General features: G+C 70.6%; 14 protein-coding genes, 1 tRNA gene and 1 pseudogene. 2 read left to right on the plus strand and 14 right to left on the minus strand.

All coding sequences use genetic code 11. The features are described from left to right. Positions 1-92: 92 nt before the first annotated feature. On the plus strand, positions 93-1,094 hold the full coding sequence (locus E0493_RS03895) for a Bug family tripartite tricarboxylate transporter substrate binding protein (RefSeq protein WP_367614449.1): 1,002 nt from the start codon (positions 93-95) through the stop codon (positions 1,092-1,094). Positions 1,095-1,138: 44 nt separating this feature from the next. Here E0493_RS03895 and E0493_RS03900 read toward each other — a convergent pair whose 3' ends face one another. The 14 genes from E0493_RS03900 to E0493_RS03965 all read right to left on the minus strand — a co-directional run bounded on the left by E0493_RS03900 (position 1,139) and on the right by E0493_RS03965 (position 18,123). Beyond that, positions 1,139-2,275, minus strand: a complete 1,137-nt coding sequence (locus E0493_RS03900; protein ID WP_160935591.1) for a CaiB/BaiF CoA transferase family protein — start codon at positions 2,273-2,275, stop codon at positions 1,139-1,141. A 2-nt stretch (positions 2,276-2,277) separates the two neighbouring features. Next, positions 2,278-3,438 carry an acyl-CoA dehydrogenase family protein gene (locus E0493_RS03905; protein WP_160935592.1) on the minus strand — a complete coding sequence of 387 codons (1,161 nt, stop codon included), beginning with the start codon at positions 3,436-3,438 and terminating at the stop codon, positions 2,278-2,280. Between the two features lie 10 nt (positions 3,439-3,448). Further along, positions 3,449-4,825, minus strand: a complete 1,377-nt coding sequence (locus E0493_RS03910; protein ID WP_160935593.1) for an MmgE/PrpD family protein — start codon at positions 4,823-4,825, stop codon at positions 3,449-3,451. 28 nt (positions 4,826-4,853) lie between these two features. Beyond that, complete coding sequence (locus E0493_RS03915) at positions 4,854-5,768, minus strand: SDR family NAD(P)-dependent oxidoreductase (RefSeq protein WP_160935594.1); 915 nt, start codon at positions 5,766-5,768, stop codon at positions 4,854-4,856. Positions 5,769-5,782: 14 nt separating this feature from the next. After that, on the minus strand, positions 5,783-6,181 hold the full coding sequence (locus E0493_RS03920) for a Zn-ribbon domain-containing OB-fold protein (protein WP_160935595.1): 399 nt from the start codon (positions 6,179-6,181) through the stop codon (positions 5,783-5,785). A 5-nt stretch (positions 6,182-6,186) separates the two neighbouring features. Further along, a complete protein-coding gene (locus E0493_RS03925) occupies positions 6,187-7,359 on the minus strand; it encodes a thiolase domain-containing protein (RefSeq protein ID WP_160935596.1) in 1,173 nt (390 codons plus the stop codon). Positions 7,360-7,401: 42 nt separating this feature from the next. Further along, on the minus strand, positions 7,402-8,547 hold the full coding sequence (locus E0493_RS03930) for an acyl-CoA dehydrogenase family protein (RefSeq protein ID WP_160935597.1): 1,146 nt from the start codon (positions 8,545-8,547) through the stop codon (positions 7,402-7,404). After that, positions 8,544-9,623, minus strand: coding sequence for an acyl-CoA dehydrogenase family protein (locus E0493_RS03935; protein ID WP_160935598.1), 1,080 nt, complete (start codon positions 9,621-9,623; stop codon positions 8,544-8,546). The genes E0493_RS03930 and E0493_RS03935 overlap by 4 nt, the downstream gene beginning before the upstream one ends. Further along, positions 9,620-10,468, minus strand: coding sequence for a MaoC/PaaZ C-terminal domain-containing protein (locus tag E0493_RS03940; protein ID WP_160935599.1), 849 nt, complete (start codon positions 10,466-10,468; stop codon positions 9,620-9,622). Before E0493_RS03940 ends, E0493_RS03935 begins: the two co-directional genes overlap by 4 nt. Further along, a complete protein-coding gene (locus E0493_RS03945) occupies positions 10,465-12,561 on the minus strand; it encodes an acetate--CoA ligase family protein (protein WP_235913568.1) in 2,097 nt (698 codons plus the stop codon). Before E0493_RS03945 ends, E0493_RS03940 begins: the two co-directional genes overlap by 4 nt. A 1,183-nt stretch (positions 12,562-13,744) precedes the next feature. After that, positions 13,745-13,816 (minus strand) — tRNA-Gln (locus tag E0493_RS03950). Positions 13,817-13,825: 9 nt separating this feature from the next. Further along, positions 13,826-14,716 carry a 4-(cytidine 5'-diphospho)-2-C-methyl-D-erythritol kinase gene (locus tag E0493_RS03955; protein WP_367614450.1) on the minus strand — a complete coding sequence of 297 codons (891 nt, stop codon included), beginning with the start codon at positions 14,714-14,716 and terminating at the stop codon, positions 13,826-13,828. Further along, complete coding sequence (locus tag E0493_RS03960; protein ID WP_160935600.1) at positions 14,713-16,419, minus strand: tetratricopeptide repeat protein; 1,707 nt, start codon at positions 16,417-16,419, stop codon at positions 14,713-14,715. Before E0493_RS03960 ends, E0493_RS03955 begins: the two co-directional genes overlap by 4 nt. 96 nt (positions 16,420-16,515) lie before the next feature. Beyond that, complete coding sequence (locus E0493_RS03965; protein ID WP_202396901.1) at positions 16,516-18,123, minus strand: electron transfer flavoprotein-ubiquinone oxidoreductase; 1,608 nt, start codon at positions 18,121-18,123, stop codon at positions 16,516-16,518. Positions 18,124-18,227: 104 nt separating this feature from the next. On the opposite strand from E0493_RS03965, the pseudogene E0493_RS03970 reads away from it, so the two are divergent. Then, positions 18,228-18,411 (plus strand): annotated as a pseudogene (locus tag E0493_RS03970) (uracil-DNA glycosylase); the annotation flags it as partial.

Here is an 18,411-nt window from a genome sequence, read left to right on the forward strand (position 1 = left end):
TCAGGGATGACAGGCTGGGCCGGATGAGGCTCAATTCCTTCCAGCGCTCGACGCCGACAGTGAGGCGAGCGGCAAGGAGGAACTCTCGAACCGTGATCCACTTCAAGCGCCGCGCCCTGCTGGGCGCCGGAACCCTCGCCATGGGCGGGCTGATGATGGAGCGCCGCGCCGGAGCGCAGCCTGCCTGGCGCCCGAGCCAGACTGTCCGCATCGTCATTCCCGCCGCCGCTGGCGGCACCACCGACATCATGGGCCGCCTTCTGGCGCCGCACCTGCAGCAGCGCTGGGGCCAGCCTGCCGTGGTGGAGAACAAGTCCGGTGCCGGCGGCACGCTGGGCGCTGCCGAGGTCATGCGTGCGAAGCCGGATGGCCATACGATCCTGATCAGCAACATTGGCCCGCAGGCCATCGCCTATTCGCTGTTCAGCAATCTGCCCTACAAGGCCGAGGACTTCATCCCGGTTTCCAACATGATCCGGGGCCCGAACGTGCTGATGGTGCACCCTTCCCTGCCGGTGAAGACGGTGCCGGAGTTCATCCGCCATTTGAAGGGGAACCCGGGCAAGCTGAACTACAGCACCTCCGGCCCGGGGCAGTCGCCGCATCTGGCCGGCGTATGGTTCCACCAGCTCACCGGCACGCAGGCCACTGCCATCCATTACCGCGGCGCTGGCCCGGCGATGACGGCGATGATGGCCGGCGACGTGGACTTCGGCTTCGACAACCTGACCAGCTCGGTCGGCCAGATCAAGGATGGCCGGGTGCGCGCGCTTGGCGTCACCAGCGCCGACCGCAGCTTCCAGATGCCGGATCTTCCGGCCCTGCGCGAGACGCTTCCCGAACTGGCGGAATACGACGTCAACACCTGGTTCGGCGCCTTCTATCCGGCCGGCACGCCACGCGCCGCGGTGGACGCGCTGAACGCCGAGATCAAGGCGTTGCTGGAAATGCCTGCGACGAGGCAGCGCTTTGCCGAAATGGGCGGCGTACCCGCCTATGGCACGCCGGAGGAGTATGCCGCCTTTGTTCGCGCCGAAACGGCGAAGTGGGGCGGCGTTGTCCGAAAGGAGGGCCTGAAAATGGACCTCGGCTGAAATACGCGGCGAGAGGGGGCACCGCCTCCCTCCCGCCGGTCCGGTCAGCCCGCGAATTCCCTTCGCACGCTCTCGGTGTGCTGTCCCAGCGCCGGCACCGCGCCATAGCTGCGTGGCGCGCCATCGTTGAAGCGCGCCGCCGGGGCGGCGACCGCCACGCTGCCGTTCGGCGTCTCCACCGAGAGCCGCCGCAGCGCCGGATGCGAGACCAGTGCCGCCATGTCGTTGACGAAGCCATAGGCGGTATTGGAGGCACGCAGCCGCGCCGCGCATTCGTCGCGCGTGAGCTTGGCGAAGGTGGCTGCGACATGCGCATCCACCATCGGCCGATGCGCCACGCGCTCCACGTTGGAGCGGAACCCCTCGCGCTTCGGCAGGTCAGGCTCCTGCAGGAACCCCGCGCAGAACTGCGCCCATTCCCGCTCGTTCTGGATCGAGATCAGCACCAGCGCGCCATCGGAGGTGGCGAAGGCGCCGTAGGGGCAGATGGAGGGATGCGCCAGCCCCACCCGCTCCGGCGCCTTGCCCGTGCCCTCGAAGTAGAGAAGCGGCACGTTCATCCAATCCGCCATGGCATCAAAGAGGGAAACCGCGACGGCCTTTCCCTCCCCCGTGATGCCTCGCTCGATCAATGCCTCCAGCACGGCGGCATGCGCCATGGTGCCGCAGGCGATGTCACAGGCCGAGACGCCCACCCGCCCTGGCCCCGCCGGGTGTCCGGTGATCGAGGCGAGGCCGCTTTCCGCCTGCACCAGCAGGTCATAGGCCTTCATGGTGGCGTAGTCGCCGCTCTCGCCGTAGCCGGAAATGTCGACCGTGATCAGCCGCGGGTGCCGCTTGCGCAACTCCGCGCTGCCGAAGCCGGCGCGCGCCATGGCGCCGGGGGCGAGGTTCTGGATGAACACATCCGCCTTCGCCACCAGCCGCTGCAACAGCGCCTTGTCCTCCGGCTGCTTGATGTCGAGGCAGACGCTCTCCTTGCCCCGGTTCAGCCAGACGAAATAGGTGGCCTGCCCCGCCGCCGCCTTGTCGTAGCCGCGCGCGAAATCGCCCTCCGCGCGCTCGATCTTGATGACGCGCGCGCCGGCATCGGCCAGCTTCACCGAGCAGGTCGGCGCCGCCACCGCCTGCTCCATCGAGACGACGAGCAGCCCCTCGAGCGGCTTGCCTGCCTTTCCCATCCTTAGTAGCTCCTGGGCATGCCGAGCACGTGCTGGCCGAGATAGGACAGAACCAGGTTCGTGCTGATGGGCGCCACCTGGTAAAGCCGTGTCTCGCGATACTTGCGCTCGACGTCATATTCCTCGGCGAAGCCGAAGCCGCCATGGGTCTGCACGCAGGCCTCGCCCGCCGCCCAGCTCGCCTCCGCGGCGAGCATCTTGCCCATGTTGGCTTCCTCGCCGCAGTTCTCGCCGCGTTCGAACTTGCCCAGGCCCTTCTGCACGATGGCCTCCGCCGCGCGCATCTGCGCGTAAGCCTTGGCGATCGGGAACTGCACGCCCTGGTTGGCTCCGATCGGGCGGCCGAAGAGTACCCGCTCCTTGGAGTAGCTCACGGCCTTCTCGATGAACCACTTGGCGTCGCCGATGCACTCCGCGGAGATCAGCAGCCGTTCGGCGTTCATCCCGTCCAGGATGTAGCGGAAGCCCTTGCCCTCGACGCCAACCAGGTTCTCCGCCGGAACCTCCATGTTGTCGAAGAACACCTCGCAGGAGTTGTGGTTCATCATGGTGCGGATCGGCCGGATGGTCAGCCCCTTACCCAGCACGGTGCGCATGTCCACGATGAAGGTGGAAAGCCCCTCCGTCTTCTTCTGCACCTGGTCGCGCGGCGTGGTGCGGGCCAGCAGCAGCATCAGGTCGGAGTGCTCGGCGCGGCTGGTCCAGATCTTCTGGCCGTTGACGATGTACTTGTCGCCTTCCTTCCGCGCGAAGGTGCGCAGCGCCGTGGTGTCGGTGCCGCTGGTCGGCTCGGTGACGCCGAAGGCCTGGAGGCGCAGCTCGCCGCTGGCGATCTTGGGCAGGTACTCGGCCTTCTGCCGCTCGTTCCCGTGCCGGAGGATGGTGCCCATGATGTACATCTGGGCGTGGCAGGCGGCGCCGTTGCAGCCCTGCCGCTGGATCTCCTCCAAAATGGCGGCGGCGGCGGAGAGCGGCAGGCCCGAGCCGCCGAACTCCTCCGGGATCAGCGCGGCCAGCCATCCCGCCTCGGTCAGCGCCTGGACGAACTCCGTCGGATAGCCGCGCACCTCGTCCAGCTTGCGCCAGTACTCGCCGGGGAAGCGGGCGCAGAGCTTGCCGACTTCCTCGCGGATTTCGGCGTGATCGTCGATGGGCTGGTCCATGGTAAGTCCTTCAGGCGGCTTCCTGCGGGCTGCGCAGCAGGGGCGAAACGTCGTTGAGGCGATCCAGCCGGCCGATCGCGTCGGCGAGCTGCCCCGCAGCATCGGCGCCCAGCACGGCGTCGGCAAGCCCACTGAACTTGCTGCGCAGCTCGTGCTCGGTCAGGAAGTTCTCCGGCTCGCCCTTCGGCACGATGACCTTCTGGACAAAGGTCTCGCCGCGCGCCCGCACCGTCAGCTTGCCCGACATGTTGGCGGGGAACTCCGCCTCGATCTCCGGGTCGTTCTCGCAGCGCACCCGCTGCATCAGCCCCTTGATGCCGGGATCCTGGAGCATGGCGTAGCTGTCCCAGCCCATCTGCCCGGTGCTGAGCGCGGCGGCGATGACGAAGGGGCCGCTGAATTGGCCGTCCACGATGTTCTGCGGGTTGGCCTTCCGCCCGGCCGGCTCGCCCACCAGCAGCATGCCGGCGCGCGAGATGCCGAGGGTGACGCCCTCGATCTCCTCCGCCTTCAGCCCGTGCTCCGCGCGCAGCGCCAGCGCGGCATCGATGCCCGCATGGCCCCAGCGGCAGGACGGGTAAGGCTTCACGCCGGTGTTCATCAGCTCCCAGACGCTGCCGATGTCCTGCAGCACGCGGTCCGGCTGCGGGTCGGGCGCATAGGCGCGCAGGAAGCCGTGCTTGCCCTCGATGGCATCCGCGGCGCCCTTGAAGCCCTCGCGCGCCAGGGTGGCGGCGGTGAGCCCCGCCATGCCGGCCCAGCCGACCTGGAAGCGCTTGGTCCAGGCGCCGTTGGCGAGGAACTGCAGGCTGCCGGCGCACTGGCTGAGCGCGATGCCCAGCGCCGAGGCCATGCGCCCCGCGTCCAGCCCGAAGACCCGCCCCGCCGCCGCCGCCGCGCCGAAGGCGCCGCAGGTGGCGGAAGGATGGTAGCCGCGGTCGTAGTGCGCGCCGGCCGGCAGGGCGAGCGCCAGGCGCAGCGCCACCTCGTAGCCCGCGACGATGGCGGCCAGCACCTCGGCGCCCGAGGCGCCGGCCATCTCCCCCGCCGCCAGCGCGGCGGGAATGACCGGGGCGCCCGGATGCACCACGGCGACGGCATGGGTGTCGTCGAAGTCGAGCGAGTGGCCGAGCGTCGCGTTGATCAGCGCGGCTCCGGCGGGGCTGTAGGTGGCGTTGTCGGCGAAGACACGGCTGCTGCCGTGGTCGAGGCCGAGCGCCTTGACCGCCGCCAGCAGGGCGGGGGTGCTCTCCGCATCCCGCCGCGCCCGGACAATGTTGCCGACAAGGTCGAGCACCAGCGCCCGGGTGCGCGCCACAACCTCGGGCGGCAGCGCCTCGAGGCGCAGGCCGGCGGCAAAGGCGGACAGGTCCTGAGTGATCGTCATGCTGCTTCCTCCCGCCGGCCGGCCGGCGTCAGACCGGGTCCCAGGAAAACACGTCGCCGCTCCGGTCCAGCGGCTGGAACTGGGCGCGGAAGGCCGGCAAGGCGTGCTCCGCGATCAGCTCCGGCGTCCAGCCCTCGCCGCGATGCGCGCTGCGCACCGGGCGCGGCTGGCTGAACAGGAACAGCTCGTTGTTGCGCGCCGCAAGGATCTGGCCGTTGACGTCCTTGGCCGCGTCGCTGGCGAGGAACACGGCCAGCGGCGCGTTCTTCTCCGGCGTCATGCGCTTCAGCTTCTCCACCCGCGCCTTCTGCTCCGGCGTTTCGGCCGGGATGGAGCTGGTCATGCGGCTCCATGCGAAGGGGGCGATGCAGTTGGAGCGCACGCCGAAGCGCTGCATGTCCAGCGCGATCGACTTGGACAGCGCGGCGATGCCCAGCTTGGCGGCGGAGTAGTTCGCCTGCCCGAAATTGCCGATCAGGCCGGAGGTGGAGGTCATGTGCACGAAGGCGCCCGAGTTCTGCGCCCGGAAGTGCTCCGCCGCCGCGCGCGAGACAAAGAAGCTGCCGTTCAGGTGCACGTTGATGACCGCCATCCACTCTTCCGGCGTCATCTTGTGGAAGATCTGGTCGCGCAGGATGCCCGCGTTGTTGACCACGATGTCGATGCGGCCGAAGGCATCCAGCGCGCTCTGCACGATCCGCTTGGCGCTTTCCCACTCCGACACGCTGTCGGTGTTGGTGACCGCCTGGCCGCCGCGCTGCTCGATGATGGCCTTGGTCTGCTCGCCCGGCGTGGCCGAGGTCTCGCCGATCCCGGTCAGCGAGGCGCCGATGTCGTTGACCACCACCTTGGCCCCGGCGAGGGCCATGGCGAGCGCGATCTCCCGCCCGATGCCGCCACCGGCGCCGGTGACGATGGCGACCTTTCCGTCCAGCATTCCCATGGAACTCGCTCCTCTCAGGCGGGGGTGAACATGGGCACGGGCTGGCCGTCACCCTCGCTGGGCACGAAGGTCAGCTTCACCTTCTGGCCGACGCGCAGCGCGTTGAAGTCGCAGTTGACGATGTTGGTCATCATGCGCGGGCCCTCCGCCAGCTCCACATAGGCGATGGCATAGGGGATCTTCGCACGCATGACGCTGAAGCTGTAGATGGTCCCCTCGCCGCTCGCGGCAACGTACTCCACCTCGCCCTCATCGTCGAAGGGGCAGATCGGGCGCGGCGGGTAGTGCACCTTGCCCGTGCTGGCGTTGCGGCCGATCAGCAGCTTGCCTTGCTTGGCCGCCTCCCAGAAGCCGCGGGTGGAGGGGTCGGGCGTCGGGCTCGGCGGCACGCGCTGCGGGGTCTGCTCGCTCATCGCCGTCACTCCCTCTCCAGGACCAGGGTGGCGCTGCCGTGCCGGGTGCCGAGCGAGCCGCCCGTGCCATGCGCCAGCGCCAGGTCGCAGTTCTTTACCTGCACCGCCGGATGCGCCTCGCCGCGCAGCTGCCGCACCGCCTCGATCACCTTGGTGATGCCGCCGCGGTTGGCGGGATGGTTGTTGCAGAGGCCGCCGCCGTCCGTGTTAAAGGGCAGCTTGCCGACGCCCGAGATCAGGTTGCCGTCGGCGACGAACCTGCCGCCCTGGCCCTTCTCGCAGAAGCCGAGGTCCTCGAGCTGCATCAGCACGGTGATGGTGAAGCTGTCATAGATGCTGGCGTACTTGATGTCGGAGGGCTTCACGCCCGCCTCCTCGAAGGCGCGGGCGCCGGCGAAGCGGGCGCCGGTATAGGTCAGGTCGATGGTGCCGCCCATGGTGTGCTTCACCGCCTCGCCGGCGCCGCGCACGCTCACGACCGGGCGCTTCAGCGTGCGGGCGATCTCGGGCTTGGTCACCACCAGCGCACCGCCGCCGTCGCTGATGACGCAGCAGTCCAGCCGGTGCAGCGGGTCAGCCACCAGCGGCGAGTTCAGCACGTCCTCCACCGTCACCACCTTGCGCAGCATGGCGTGCTCGTTGTGCTGCGCGTGGTGGCTGGCGGCCACCTTGATCCAGGCGAGCTGCTCGCTGGTGGTGCCGTACTCGTGCATGTGGCGCATGGCGCACATCGCATACATGTTGGCGATGGCGGCGCCGTAGGGGTACTCGAACTGCACGTCGGGCTGCGCCGGGTTGCCGGCGCGCGGCGCGGTGCCGGTCGCGACGCCCTCGGAGCGCGGCCGGCCCGCCAGGGTGATCAGCGCGACGTTGCACTTGCCGAGCGCGATAGCCTCGGCCGCATGCGCCACGTGCAGCAGGTAGGAGCAGCCGCCCACATCGGTGGAATCCACGTGCCGCAGCCGATCCAGGCCGATGTAGTCGGCCATGCTGAGCGGCCCCATGCCGGGTGCGTCGCCGGCGCAGAAGTAGCCGTCCACGTCCTTGCGGGTCAGCCCGGCATCGCGCAGCGCGCCCAGGGCGACCTCCGCATGCAGCTGCGCGGTGCTCTTGTCCTCGGCCTTGCGCGTCGGGTGCTCATAGGCGCCGACGATGCAGGCCTTGTCTCGAATGCTCACAGGCAGCGTCCTCTCCTGTCGTGTTCTCTTGCGGCGGTCATGTCAGCCCGGCAACTCCAGCACGTTCTTCGCCAGGATGCCGCGCTGGATCTCGGAACTGCCGCCGTAGATCGTGGTCGGCCGCGCCTCGATGAACTGGCCGGCGGGGTGCAGGTCGCGGTTGCCCTCCATCGGTTCCAGCAGCCCGGCATTCTCGCCGGCGATCTCCAGCATCAGCTCGGTGATGCGCTGGAACAGCTCGGACTGGTGCAGCTTCAGCATGGACACGTCCGGGCCCAGCGTCTCGCCGCGGCGCAGCATGGCCACGAAGGTCTCGTACAGCGCCTTGTGATCGGCGAGGTCCAGCCGCAGGCGTGTGTAGCGGTCCTGAAAGTCCGGGTCGTCGAAGACGCCCATCCGCTCGGCCAGCAGCTTCAGCCGCCCCAGCGCATAGCCGGACTGGCGCGGCGAGCCGAGGAAAATGCGCTCGAAGCCGAGCAGCGCCTTGGCCATGCTCCAGCCCTTGTTGGGCTCGCCCACCAGGTTCTCGCGCGGCACGCGGACGTTGTCGAAGAACACCTCGCAGAACTCATCGTGCAGGCCAAGATTGATGATCGGCCGCACCGTCACGCCGGGCGAGGTCATGTCGATCAGCAGGAAGCTGATGCCTTCCTGCTTCTTGCCGCTCTTGTCGGTGCGGACGAGGCAGAAGATCCAGTTGGCGTCGGTCGCCAGCGTGGTCCAGATCTTCTGGCCGTTGACGACGTAATGGTCGCCCTCCAGGACCGCCTCCGTGCGCAGCGAGGCGAGATCGGAGCCCGCGCCCGGCTCGGAATAGCCCTGGCACCAGACATGCTCGCCCGAAAGGATCTGCGGCAGGAAGCGCCGGCGCTGCTCCTCGGTCCCAAAGCGGATCAGCAGGGGCCCGAGCATGATCACGCCATGGTCCGGCAGGCGTGCCACGCCGTGGCGCTCGTATTCCTCGATCAGCGCGATCTGCTTCGCGGCGTCCAGGCCGAGCCCGCCATGCTCGCGCGGCCAGCCCGGCGCCACCCAGCCCCTGGCCTTCAGCTTCTCGAACCAGGGGCGCCCCTCGTCCATGTGCAGCCGGTGCGGCGGGTTGCGCAGCGCGGCCGGATATTCCGCTTCCAGGAAGCGGCGCACCTCGGCGCGGAAGTCCTCGTCGCTCAGGGCGTTCAGGTCGGTCATGCCTCCTCCTCCCGGGCCTCGGCGGCGAAGCGGCGGCGGTGCAGCGCGGCCGGGCCGAACTGGTTCGCCATCACCATGGCCTTGCGCAAATAGAGCCCGATATCCGCCTCGTCGGTGTAGCCGATGCCGCCATGCAGCTGGATCGCCTGCCGGGTGATCAGCATGGCGGCCTCGCTGGCCCGTGCCTTGGCGCGCGAGACGGCGGCGCGCCGCATCGCCTGCGGCGTGCCCGGCGTGTCGAGCAGCGCGGCGGCGGATTCCACGCTGGCCCGGCTGAGCGCAAGCTGGATCTTGAGGTCGGCCGCGCGGTGCTGCAGGGCCTGGAAGCTGCCGATCGGACGGTTGAACTGCTGCCGCGTACGCAGGTAGTCGAGCGTCAGCGTGAAGGCCTGGTCCATGATGCCGAGCAGGTAGGCCGCGGTGCCGAGCGCCGCCTCATCCAGCGCCGAGGCCAGCGCCACTTCGGCATCCTCCAGCACGCGCTCGCCGCCCTGCGGCCGCAGCGTGCCGAAGAAGCCGCCATCCTGCGTCTTCTCGAGCGCGAGGTCGGCGCCCCCGGCGGGCTGGAGGTAGAGCGCCAGCTTGCCGCCCTCCCGCACCGGCACCAGGAAGGCATCCGCCCCTCCGGCGAGCGGCAGGAAGCGGCGCGGCGCGCCCTCGTTGCCCGGCGCTTCCAGCACGCCCGGCGCTTCCTGCCAGGCGGTGGCGACGTAGCTCTCCCCGGCCAGCAGTTTCGCCAGCGGTGCCTCGGCGCCGGCAGCGGCCAGCAGCGCAGCGGAAAGCGCCCCCGGCACCAGCGGCTCCGGCGCCAGCGCCGCGCCCATCTCCTCGGCGATGGCGCAGAACTCGGACATGCCGAGCCCGGCGCCGCCGCGCTCCTCCGCCACATGCAGACCGATCCAGCCCTGCTCGCCGACCTGCTGCCACACCGCGCGATCGAAGCCCGGCGCCTGGAACCGGAGCGCGCGGATGCGCTTGCGGTCGCCGCCGCGCGGCGCGATGCCGGCGGCGCTGTCGCGGATCATGCGGATGGATTCGGCGCGCTCCGCCGCCATCGCGTCGAGAGCCTCGCTCATGCGAACACCGCCGCGCCGTTGTTGACCACCACCACGTCCCGCTCCACCACGCGCGCCCGGAAGGCGCCGCTCTTCCAGATCTCCGTGCGGATCGTCTCGCCAGGATAGACCGGCGCGGAGAAGCGCAGCGCCAGGCTCCTCATCGCCGCCGGATCGTAGTTCCCAAGCTCCCGCAGCAGCGCATGCGCCACCACGCCGAGCGTGCAGAGCCCGTGCAGGATCGGGCGCGGGAAGCCGGCGCGCTCCGCCACGTCCGGGTCGGCGTGCAGCGGGTTGTCATCGCCGTTGAGCCGGTAATAGAGCGCCTGCTCCGGCCGCGTCGGCAGGTCCACGGTGATATCGGGCGCGCTTTCCGGGATCGGGTTCACCGGCTTCACCGGGCCGCTCGGCCCACCGAACCCGCCATCGGCGCGCAGAAAGGTGGTGCTGCCGGTCACCGCCAGGACCTTGCCCGTGGCGGCCTCGATCACCTCCTTCTCGGAATAGAGCAGCGCGCCCTTCCCCTCGCCCTTGTCCACCAACCCGGTGACGCGGGTGCGGCCGACGATCTCGCCTTCGCTGGGCAGCGGGTGGTGCAGCGTGATGGACTGCTCGCCATGCACCAGCCGCACCGCGTCCACGCCCGTTGCCGGGTTGCGCAGCCAGAAGCCGGGATGCCCGAGCACCACCGCCATGGAGGGCAGCACGCTCAGCGTGCGGTGCGCGTCCACGTAGTCGAGCTGCCGCTTGTCCAGCGGGTCCTGCCCCACCCCGACGGAGAGCGCGTAGAACACCGCGTCACGCGGCGTGACGCGCTGCCGCACCTCCGGGATCGGGAAGTTCAGCAGCTTCTCGTGGTCGATCATGCGTCGTCCTCCGCGATATCGATCACCGCGTCGGCGGCGAAGGCACCCTGCCCCTCGGGCATGGCGAAGACGGGGTTGAGGTCGATGCCGGCGAGGCTCGGCCCGGCCTGGTGCGCGAAGACGGAAAGCCGCGAAAGCATCCGCGCCAAGGCCTTGATGTCGGCCGGCGGCCGGCCGCGCGCGCCGAGCAGCAGCGGCGCGCCGCGGATCGAGCGGATCATCGTCTCCGCCACGTCCTCGCCGAAGGGGCAGCGGCGGAAGGCGACGTCCTTCAGCACCTCGACGAAGATGCCGCCCAGGCCGAACATGGCGACCGGCCCGAAGACCGGATCGCGGTGCACGCCGAGGATGCACTCGACCCCGCCGGAAAGCTGCTTCGCCACCAGCACGCCCTCGATGCGCGCCTGCGGCGCCGCCTCGGCCGCGCGCTGCTTCAGCAGCGCGAAGCCCTCGCGCACGCCCTGCGCGTCGGCGACATTGAGCAGCACGCCGCCGATCTCCGACTTGTGCAGGATGTCGGGCGAAAGGATCTTCATCACCACCGGGAAGCCGAAGCCCTGGGCGGCCGCCACCGCCTCTTCCGCCGTGGCGCAGGCGCATTCCGGCGCGGCCTCGATGCCGGCCTGGGCCAGCAGGCGCTTGGCCTCCGCCTCGCTCGGCGTGCGCTCGGGCAGCGCGACAGCCGGCACCTCGGGCGGGGCGGCCGGCGCGGGCGCGGCGAAGGCCTCGCCGAAACGGCCCATGGCATGCAGCGCGGCGACACCTCGCGAGGGATCCTCGAAGACGGCGAAGCCTTCCTCCTCGAAGGTTCGGATCTGGTCGGGATTGGCGAGAATGGAAAGGACGAAGAGCCGGTCGGGATGCGCCGCGCGCACGGCGCCGAGTTCCTGCCGCAGCCGCGGCGCCACCGAGGCGGCGCCGCCCGTATGCGTGAAGAAGGCGAGGATGGAGGAATAGCCACCCTGCTCCACCAGCGCCGTGGCGAAGCGCCCGACCAGCGAAAGGTCGTTCAGTGCCTGCGCGGTGCAGTCCACCGGGTTCTGCGGCGCGCAGAACGGCAGCACCGCCCGGAGTTCGGCCTGCGCCGCCTCCGGCATCGCCGGCATGGGCAGGCCCACGGCCTCGGCCGCGTCGGAAGTGAGCACGCCGGCGCCGCCGCTGATGGTCAGCACGCCCAGCGTGTTGCCGACGGGGTAGATCCGCTTGGTGGCCAGGCGGGCGATATCGAGCAGCTCCTCGGTGGTGCGGGCGCGTACCACGCCGAATTCGGCCAGCACCGCGTCGGTCACCGCGTCATCGCCGGCGATGGAGGCGGTGTGCGAACGGGCGGCGGCGCTGCCCACCGCGCTGCGCCCCACCTTCATCATCACCACGGGCTTGCGGTTGCGCCTCGCCAGTTCCAGCGCGGCCAGGAAGCTGCGGCTGTCGCGGATGCCTTCGGAATAGGCGGCGATCACCTCGGTGCCCGGGTCCTGCGCCATCCAGCCGATCATGTCGCCGACGTTGAGGTCCGCTTCATTGCCGGTGGTGACGCAGCAGGAGATGCCGATGCCATGCTCGCGCGCCATGCCGAAAAGGTGCATGCCATAGGCACCGGACTGGCTGGCGATGCCGATCGGCCCCGGCGTCGGGTAGCCGCGCTCCAGGCTGCTGGTGAAGGTGCCGAAGAAGTTGGTGCGGGCGTTGAACAGGCCGAGGCAGTTCGGGCCGAGCAGCCGCATGCCGCTGCGGCGCGCCGTCTCCAGCATGCGGGCCTCGGCCGCCGCGCCCGCATCGCCCATTTCGGCGAAGCCCGCGCTGAACATGATGGCTGCCTTCACGCCGCGCTCGGCCAGCTCGGTCATCGTCACCTCCGCCACGTTGGCGGGCACGGCGATGATGGCGACGTCAGGCACTTCCGGCAGATCGGCGATCGAGGCGAAGGCCGGCAGCCCCTGCACGGTCGGGCGGTTGGGGTTCACCGGCAGGATACGGCCCTGGAAGCCCCGCGCCAGCATTGCGGCGATCGGGCGTCCCCCGATCCGGGCGGCGTCGCCGGAGGCGCCGATCACGGCGACCGATGCCGGCGCGAGCAGCGCCGAAAGGGCCTCCATCGGCAGAGCGGCCTCAGCGGAGCGGGCAAGCATTTCTGGCAATGGCTTCATTCCTGGTCCGGGGCAGGACGCCAGGGCACCGCATCCATTTGGCGCGGTCGCCATCCGTCCAGCCCGCATCTTCCCCTCTGTGCAGCCTTTCCGGCCCTGGCCGGCAGGCTAGACGGAGTGGGGAGACCATTCAATATGCAGAACAGCATTCCGCGATCGGAAAGCGCCAAGGTCTGACGCCTCCTCCGGCATCCTTGCGCTTCGCCCAGGCCTGCCCGGCGCGCTTTCGGCTCCCTTGGCAGCCTCGCGCGCTGCCCCTCCCCCTGCTCCATTAGCCCGGACATGGTGGCGGCGGGCCGGGCGGGGCCGGGCGGGCCCCGTGACGATCACGAACGCGATCAGCGAGGGAAGCCGCACGTTCGCCAGGAACACGATGAAGAGGATGTGGATCAGCCAGGAAGTTCACCAGCAGGGATGATGGCTTGCCGCCCTTCGATCCATGGCAAGGCCGTGCAGGCCAACGCGGCATGGAACGGGATGCCCAGCAGCATCAGGCCGGCGCGTGCCTGGTCCAGGAAGGACAGCCCGCTCTGGCCGGCGGACGGTGATGGTGACGAGCCCCTCCGCGCTCCGCACGGCGAGGTCCCTCGCCCGCGATCCAAGACAGTTCCGGGCCGCGGGCCAGGTCCTCGCGCGCCAGCGCGTCGGCCATCATCACGTTCGGGCCTGAATGGACGAGTTCCCCCTCGACGCCGGCCGCCTTGCTCGGCCTCCCGCGCTCATTCCGAAGAGCGATCGTTTCGCCAGGAACCGGCAGACCGATGGCGGCCGGGTTACGCTTCCCCAGCGTGGGTGGCTTCGCCCGGGCCGGGGAGTGAGCCCTCTTCTGCGGCGCGGTGCAGCGCAATACCTGCCCTGCCGCGCCCCTTCGGCCGCCGCCTGCCCTTGGAGTCCAAACTGTTGTCGTCCGAAAGAGCGGGCGCGGACATCCGGCTTAAGGTCAGGGTTTCGTCTGCACATGATCTCGGCGAACCATGGCTGTCGCGGCTGCAGACCACCGCGTCCGGCTGCACGGCATCCTGCCGGGGCCTCGGCGAACAGCCCGCCGCGTTCTTCCTCAGCAGGCCGACCGCAGCGCAGGGGATGCTGGCGATTTGCTGGGGATCCGCTCTGGCGAAGGATCGCTGATGGGTTGGGGCGCCAGGATTCGAACCTGGGAATGGCGGTACCAAAAACCGCTGCCTTACCGCTTGGCTACGCCCCATTAGGCGTCCTAGGGCGCTGAATAAGGCTTGGATGCCCCTTCCGTAAAGCCCCCTCCCCATCGCCACCACGTGGCGGGCAAGCGCGCCGCCGCCATTTCCGCCCCCCTGGGATCGGCGAACAGCGCGAAGCATGTCGCGCCCGAACCGCTCATTCGTGCCAGAAGGCACCCCTCCAGGCCGCGCAAGCCCGCCAGCACCTCGGCCACTGCCGGGCAGAGCCGGATCGCCGCGGCCTCCAGGTCGTTGCCGCACCGCGCGAGGTCGCGCGCCATGGCCGCCGCGTCCGCCCAGGCGGCGGGCAGACTTGCCTCGGGTGAGAAGCCGCCCTCCCGCGCCCGGAACACCGCTGGCGTGGCGAGCGGGACGCGGGGGTTGGCCAGCACCAGCCCCGCGGCCGGCAGCGCGGGCGCATCCGTCAGCGTTCCGCCCACCCCTCCCATCCGTGCGGCCCGGCTATCGAGGCAGACCGGCACATCGGCGCCAAGCTGGGCGGCGAGCGGGGCGAGGCGGCGGGTTCCCCAGTGCAGGCCCCAGGCACGGTCCAGCAGGCGCAGGGCCGCGGCGGCGTCGGCCGATCCGCCGCCGATCCCCGAGGCGACCGGCAGGACCTTGGTCAGCCACAGCCTCCCCTGCGGCGCCACCCCGGCAGCCTCCGCCAGCAGGCGTGCGGCACGCAGCACGAGGTTGTCCGGCTCAGCCGACAAGGCGCCCGCCTCCGGGCCATCCAGATGCAGCGTCAGCGGGCCACCTGGGCGGTAGCGCAGCCGGTCGGCGGCGCCGGCGAAGACGGCCAGGCTATCGAGCAGGTGGTAACCGTCAGCGCGACATCCGACGACATGCAGGTGCAGGTTGACCTTGGCGGGCGCCGCCTCGGCGAGCGCCAGAACCGCCCCGCTCACTGCGGCAGGGCGGCGCGGGTGGTTCCGGGCAGCCCGTCGCGCAGCTTGGCGGAAATGCGCGGCGCCTCCCCCGGCTCGGGCTCCAGCGACAGCGCCCGGCGCCACTGGAAGCGCGCCTCGCGCTCGCGGCCTTGCGCCCAGTAGGCGTCTCCCAGATGGTCGTTGATGACGCTGTTGCGCGGCTCCAGCTCCGCCGCCTTCTCAAGCCAGCGGACGGCATTGGGCAGGTCTTGCAGCTTGAACAGCGCCCAGCCCAGGCTGTCGGCGATGTTGCCGTCCTGTGGGCGCAGCTCGGCGGCACGCTCCAGCATCCGCCGCGCCTCGGCGAGCCTGCTGCCATGCTCCACCCAGCTGTAGCCGAGATAGTTGAGCACGTAGGGCTGCTCGGGAGACAGCTTCAGGGCGTTGTGGAAGTCGGCTTCCGCGGCCGGCCAGTCGCCGCTGCGCTCCAGCGCGATGCCGCGCGCATAGAACAGCGGCCAGTGCGCGGCCTGCGGCGTGCCGATGCGGCTGATGGCGCCGGAATAGGCCTGCGCCGCCTCGGCGAAACGTCCGCGCCGGCGCAGCAGGTCACCCAGGCGCGCCTGCGGCTGCAAGGCATCGGGTTGCGCCTCCGCCAGCGCGCGCAGCGTCGCGATGGCCTCCTCCGGGCGGTCCATGCGGTCAAGCAGCGCGGCCCGGCGCAACATCACGACCGGCATCAGCGGATCGTCCTCCGGCACGTTGCGCAGCAGGTCGAGAGCGGCTGCCGGATGCGCTTCCTCCGCCAGGGAGTCGGCGGCGATCAGCAACGCCGGGGTGAAGTCGGGCCGCAGGCGAAGCGCCAGGCGGGAGAGCAGCAGCGTCAGCTCGGGCGCCCCCTGGCCCCGCAGGGCGCCGGCGAGCGCCAGCTCCGCCTCGGCCATGCCTTCCACCGCCGAGGCCACGGCGCGCTGGCGCAACAGGCGCCGCCGCATCTCCGGGCTGCCGAGCAGCGCGAAGTCATCGGCGCTCATGGCCACCATGTCGAGCAGCCGGTTCGCCTCGGCCGGCTTGCCGGCGCGCTCGAAGATCCCGGCGATGATCTGCAGCATCCGGAGGTTGGCCTCGGTGCTCTCGGAAAGCGCGACACGCGCCAGCCGCTCGGCCTCCGCAGGGCGGCGGCCGATATCGGCGATCATCGCGCCATGCAACGCGGCCAGGCCGCGCAGGCGGCTGCCCTCGATCTGCGGGCGCAGCGTGGCGAGCGCGGCGTCGGTGGCGCCGCGTCCCGCCTGGGTCCAGGCCAGCATCAAAGGCTGCAGAACCTGCGCCGCACCGTTGCGCGGCAGGCCGCGCAGCCGCTCCTCGGCGCGTTCCCAGCGCCCGGCCATGCCATCGGCCCCGGCAAGCAGCATGGCGGCCAGCTCGCTCTGCGGCAGCCGGCGCGCGAGCCGCACCGCATCGGGCCGCCCATCCATGACCGCGGCCAGGAAAGCACGGGTCAGGACCTCCGGCTCGTTCGGCGCCAGGCGCAGCGCCTCAAGGAGCTCATCCGCAGCGGTGCGGGTATCCGTCTCGGCGGCGGCGAAGCGGCCGGCGAGATAGGCACCGAAGGCGCTGGGGCGGGAGGAGGAGGAGAAGCCGCCGGAGCCGGCATCCGCCGCCCCACCCGCCGCGCAGCCGGCAAGCAGGGCCGCGGCCAGCAGGGCGAAGCGGCGCGGAGAAACAAGCAGCGTGACCATGCCGCGCAGCCTAGAGCTTTTCCCGGGCTGCAGGAAACGCTTCTGTGCAGCGCGGCAGCCCGTTGCACCGCCGCGCTCGCGCCGTGCGGCAGGGTGTTACATGCCGCCGATGTAGTTGGGCCCGCCGCCCCCTTCCGGCGTGCACCAGTCGATATTCTGCGAAGGATCCTTGATGTCGCAGGTCTTGCAGTGCACGCAGTTCTGGGCGTTGATCACGAGGTGAGGCTCGCCTTCGTCGGCGCCCACCGCCTCGTACACGGCGGCGGGGCAGTAGCGGGCCTCCGGCGCGCGGTAGGTCTCCCAGTTCACCGGCTGCCACTTCGCCGGGTCCTTGAGCTTGAGGTGCGCCGGCTGGTCCTCCTCATGGTTGGTGTTCGACAGGAACACCGAGGAAAGCCGGTCAAAGGTCAGCTTGCCGTCCGGCCTGGGGTACTCGATCTTCGGCGACTGGTCTGCCGGCCTGGTGGCGGTGTGGTCGGCGTGGTTGGGCAGCGTCCAGGGCGCCTTGCCGCGGAAGACGTAGGTGTCGAGCGCCGCGTTCAGCATGCCGCCCCAGAAGCCCCATTTAGCGAAGCCCGGGCGGATGTTGCGCACGCCGGAAAGCTCCTCCCACAGCCAACTGCCGCGCACCAGCTCCGGGTAGCGCTCCAGCACCGGCCCGGCGGCCTCGTCCGCCAGCGCGGCGGCCGCCGCCTCAGCGGCCAGCATGCCGCTCTTCATCGCGGTGTGGGTGCCCTTGATCTTCGGCACGTTGAGGAAGCCGGCGCTGTCGCCGATCAGCACGCCGCCGGGGAAGACCAGCTTAGGGACGGACTGGAAGCCGCCCTCGCTCAGCGCCCGCGCGCCATAGGCGATGCGCTTGCCGCCCTCCAGGATCTTGCGGACCTCCGGGTGGGTCTTGAAGCGCTGCATCTCATCGAAGGGGGAGAGCCAGGTGTTCGGGTAGTCCAGCCCCACCACGAAGCCGACCGAGACCAGGTTCTCGCCCAGCATGTAGAGCCAGGAGCCGCCATAGGTGTCGGTGGGAAGCGGCCAGCCGACGCTGTGCCACACCTTGCCCGGCGTGTGGCGCTCCTTCGGGATCTCCCACAGCTCCTTGATGCCGAGCGCATAGGTCTGCGGCTGCACGCCCTCGCGCAGGTTGAACCGCTCCTGCAGCGTCTTGGCCAGCGAGCCGCGGCAACCCTCGCCGAACAGCGTGTAGCGGGCGCGCAGCTCCATGCCGGGCTGGTAGTTCGGCCCCTCCTCGCCCTCGCGGGTGATGCCCATGACGCCGGCGACGACGCCCTTCACCACGCCCTCCTCGACGATCGCCTCGGAGGCGGCGAAGCCGGGATAGATCTCGACGCCGAGCGCCTCGGCCTTCTCCGCCAGCCAGCGGCAGACATTGCCGAGCGAGACCACGTAGTTGCCGTGGTTGTTCATCTGCGGCGGGGTCGGCAGCTTGTAGGCCTTGGTGGCGGTGAGGAACATGAAGCTGTCCTCGCCGGCCGGGGTGGCCAGGGCCGGCGGGTCGTCGCGCCAGTCGGGCAACAGCTCGTCCAGCGCGCGCGGCTCCAGCACCGCGCCGGAGAGGATGTGCGCGCCCACTTCCGAACCCTTCTCGACGACGCAGACCGCCGCCTCCGGCGAGAGCTGCTTCAGCCGGATGGCCGCCGCCAGCCCTGCGGGGCCCGCGCCCACGACCAGAACATCAAACTCCATGCTCTCGCGTTCGGTCACGCCGTTCTCCCTTGGTCCCGTGGCCATGCCTTAGACCGATCACGGGTTGCGCGGAACCCCGTGCACGGCCGATATGCCAGACCAAGATGAACGCCGCAGCGCCCGAACCGGATGACACAGCCGCCCTGCTGGCCGCCTTGCGGCTGCAGCTGGACTGGGGCGCCGACGAGGCCCTGGCCGAGGCGCCGCTGGACCGCCTCGCCGCGCCGCCGCCCGGCCCGCAGCCACCGCCCGCCGCCGAGCCGCCGCGCCGCCCCGCGCAGGGTCGCC

It is taken from the genome of Teichococcus coralli (assembly GCF_009829925.1).
In the GTDB taxonomy this organism is placed as follows: Bacteria; Pseudomonadota; Alphaproteobacteria; order Acetobacterales; family Acetobacteraceae; genus Pseudoroseomonas; species Pseudoroseomonas coralli.

Excerpts from the sequence above, each read along its gene's own strand:
- E0493_RS03900 (WP_160935591.1), bottom strand. The coding sequence starts at position 2,275 with ATGGGAAAGGCAGGCAAGCCGCTCGAGGGGCTGCTCGTCGTCTCGATG.
- E0493_RS03905 (WP_160935592.1), bottom strand. The coding sequence starts at position 3,438 with ATGGACCAGCCCATCGACGATCACGCCGAAATCCGCGAGGAAGTCGGC.
- E0493_RS03910 (WP_160935593.1), bottom strand. The coding sequence starts at position 4,825 with ATGACGATCACTCAGGACCTGTCCGCCTTTGCCGCCGGCCTGCGCCTC.
- E0493_RS03915 (WP_160935594.1), bottom strand. The coding sequence starts at position 5,768 with ATGGGAATGCTGGACGGAAAGGTCGCCATCGTCACCGGCGCCGGTGGC.
- E0493_RS03920 (WP_160935595.1), bottom strand. The coding sequence starts at position 6,181 with ATGAGCGAGCAGACCCCGCAGCGCGTGCCGCCGAGCCCGACGCCCGAC.
- E0493_RS03930 (WP_160935597.1), bottom strand. The coding sequence starts at position 8,547 with ATGACCGACCTGAACGCCCTGAGCGACGAGGACTTCCGCGCCGAGGTG.
- E0493_RS03935 (WP_160935598.1), bottom strand. The coding sequence starts at position 9,623 with ATGAGCGAGGCTCTCGACGCGATGGCGGCGGAGCGCGCCGAATCCATC.
- E0493_RS03940 (WP_160935599.1), bottom strand. The coding sequence starts at position 10,468 with ATGATCGACCACGAGAAGCTGCTGAACTTCCCGATCCCGGAGGTGCGG.
- E0493_RS03945 (WP_235913568.1), bottom strand. The coding sequence starts at position 12,561 with ATGGAGGCCCTTTCGGCGCTGCTCGCGCCGGCATCGGTCGCCGTGATC.
- E0493_RS03960 (WP_160935600.1), bottom strand. The coding sequence starts at position 16,419 with ATGGTCACGCTGCTTGTTTCTCCGCGCCGCTTCGCCCTGCTGGCCGCG.
- E0493_RS03965 (WP_202396901.1), bottom strand. The coding sequence starts at position 18,123 with ATGGAGTTTGATGTTCTGGTCGTGGGCGCGGGCCCCGCAGGGCTGGCG.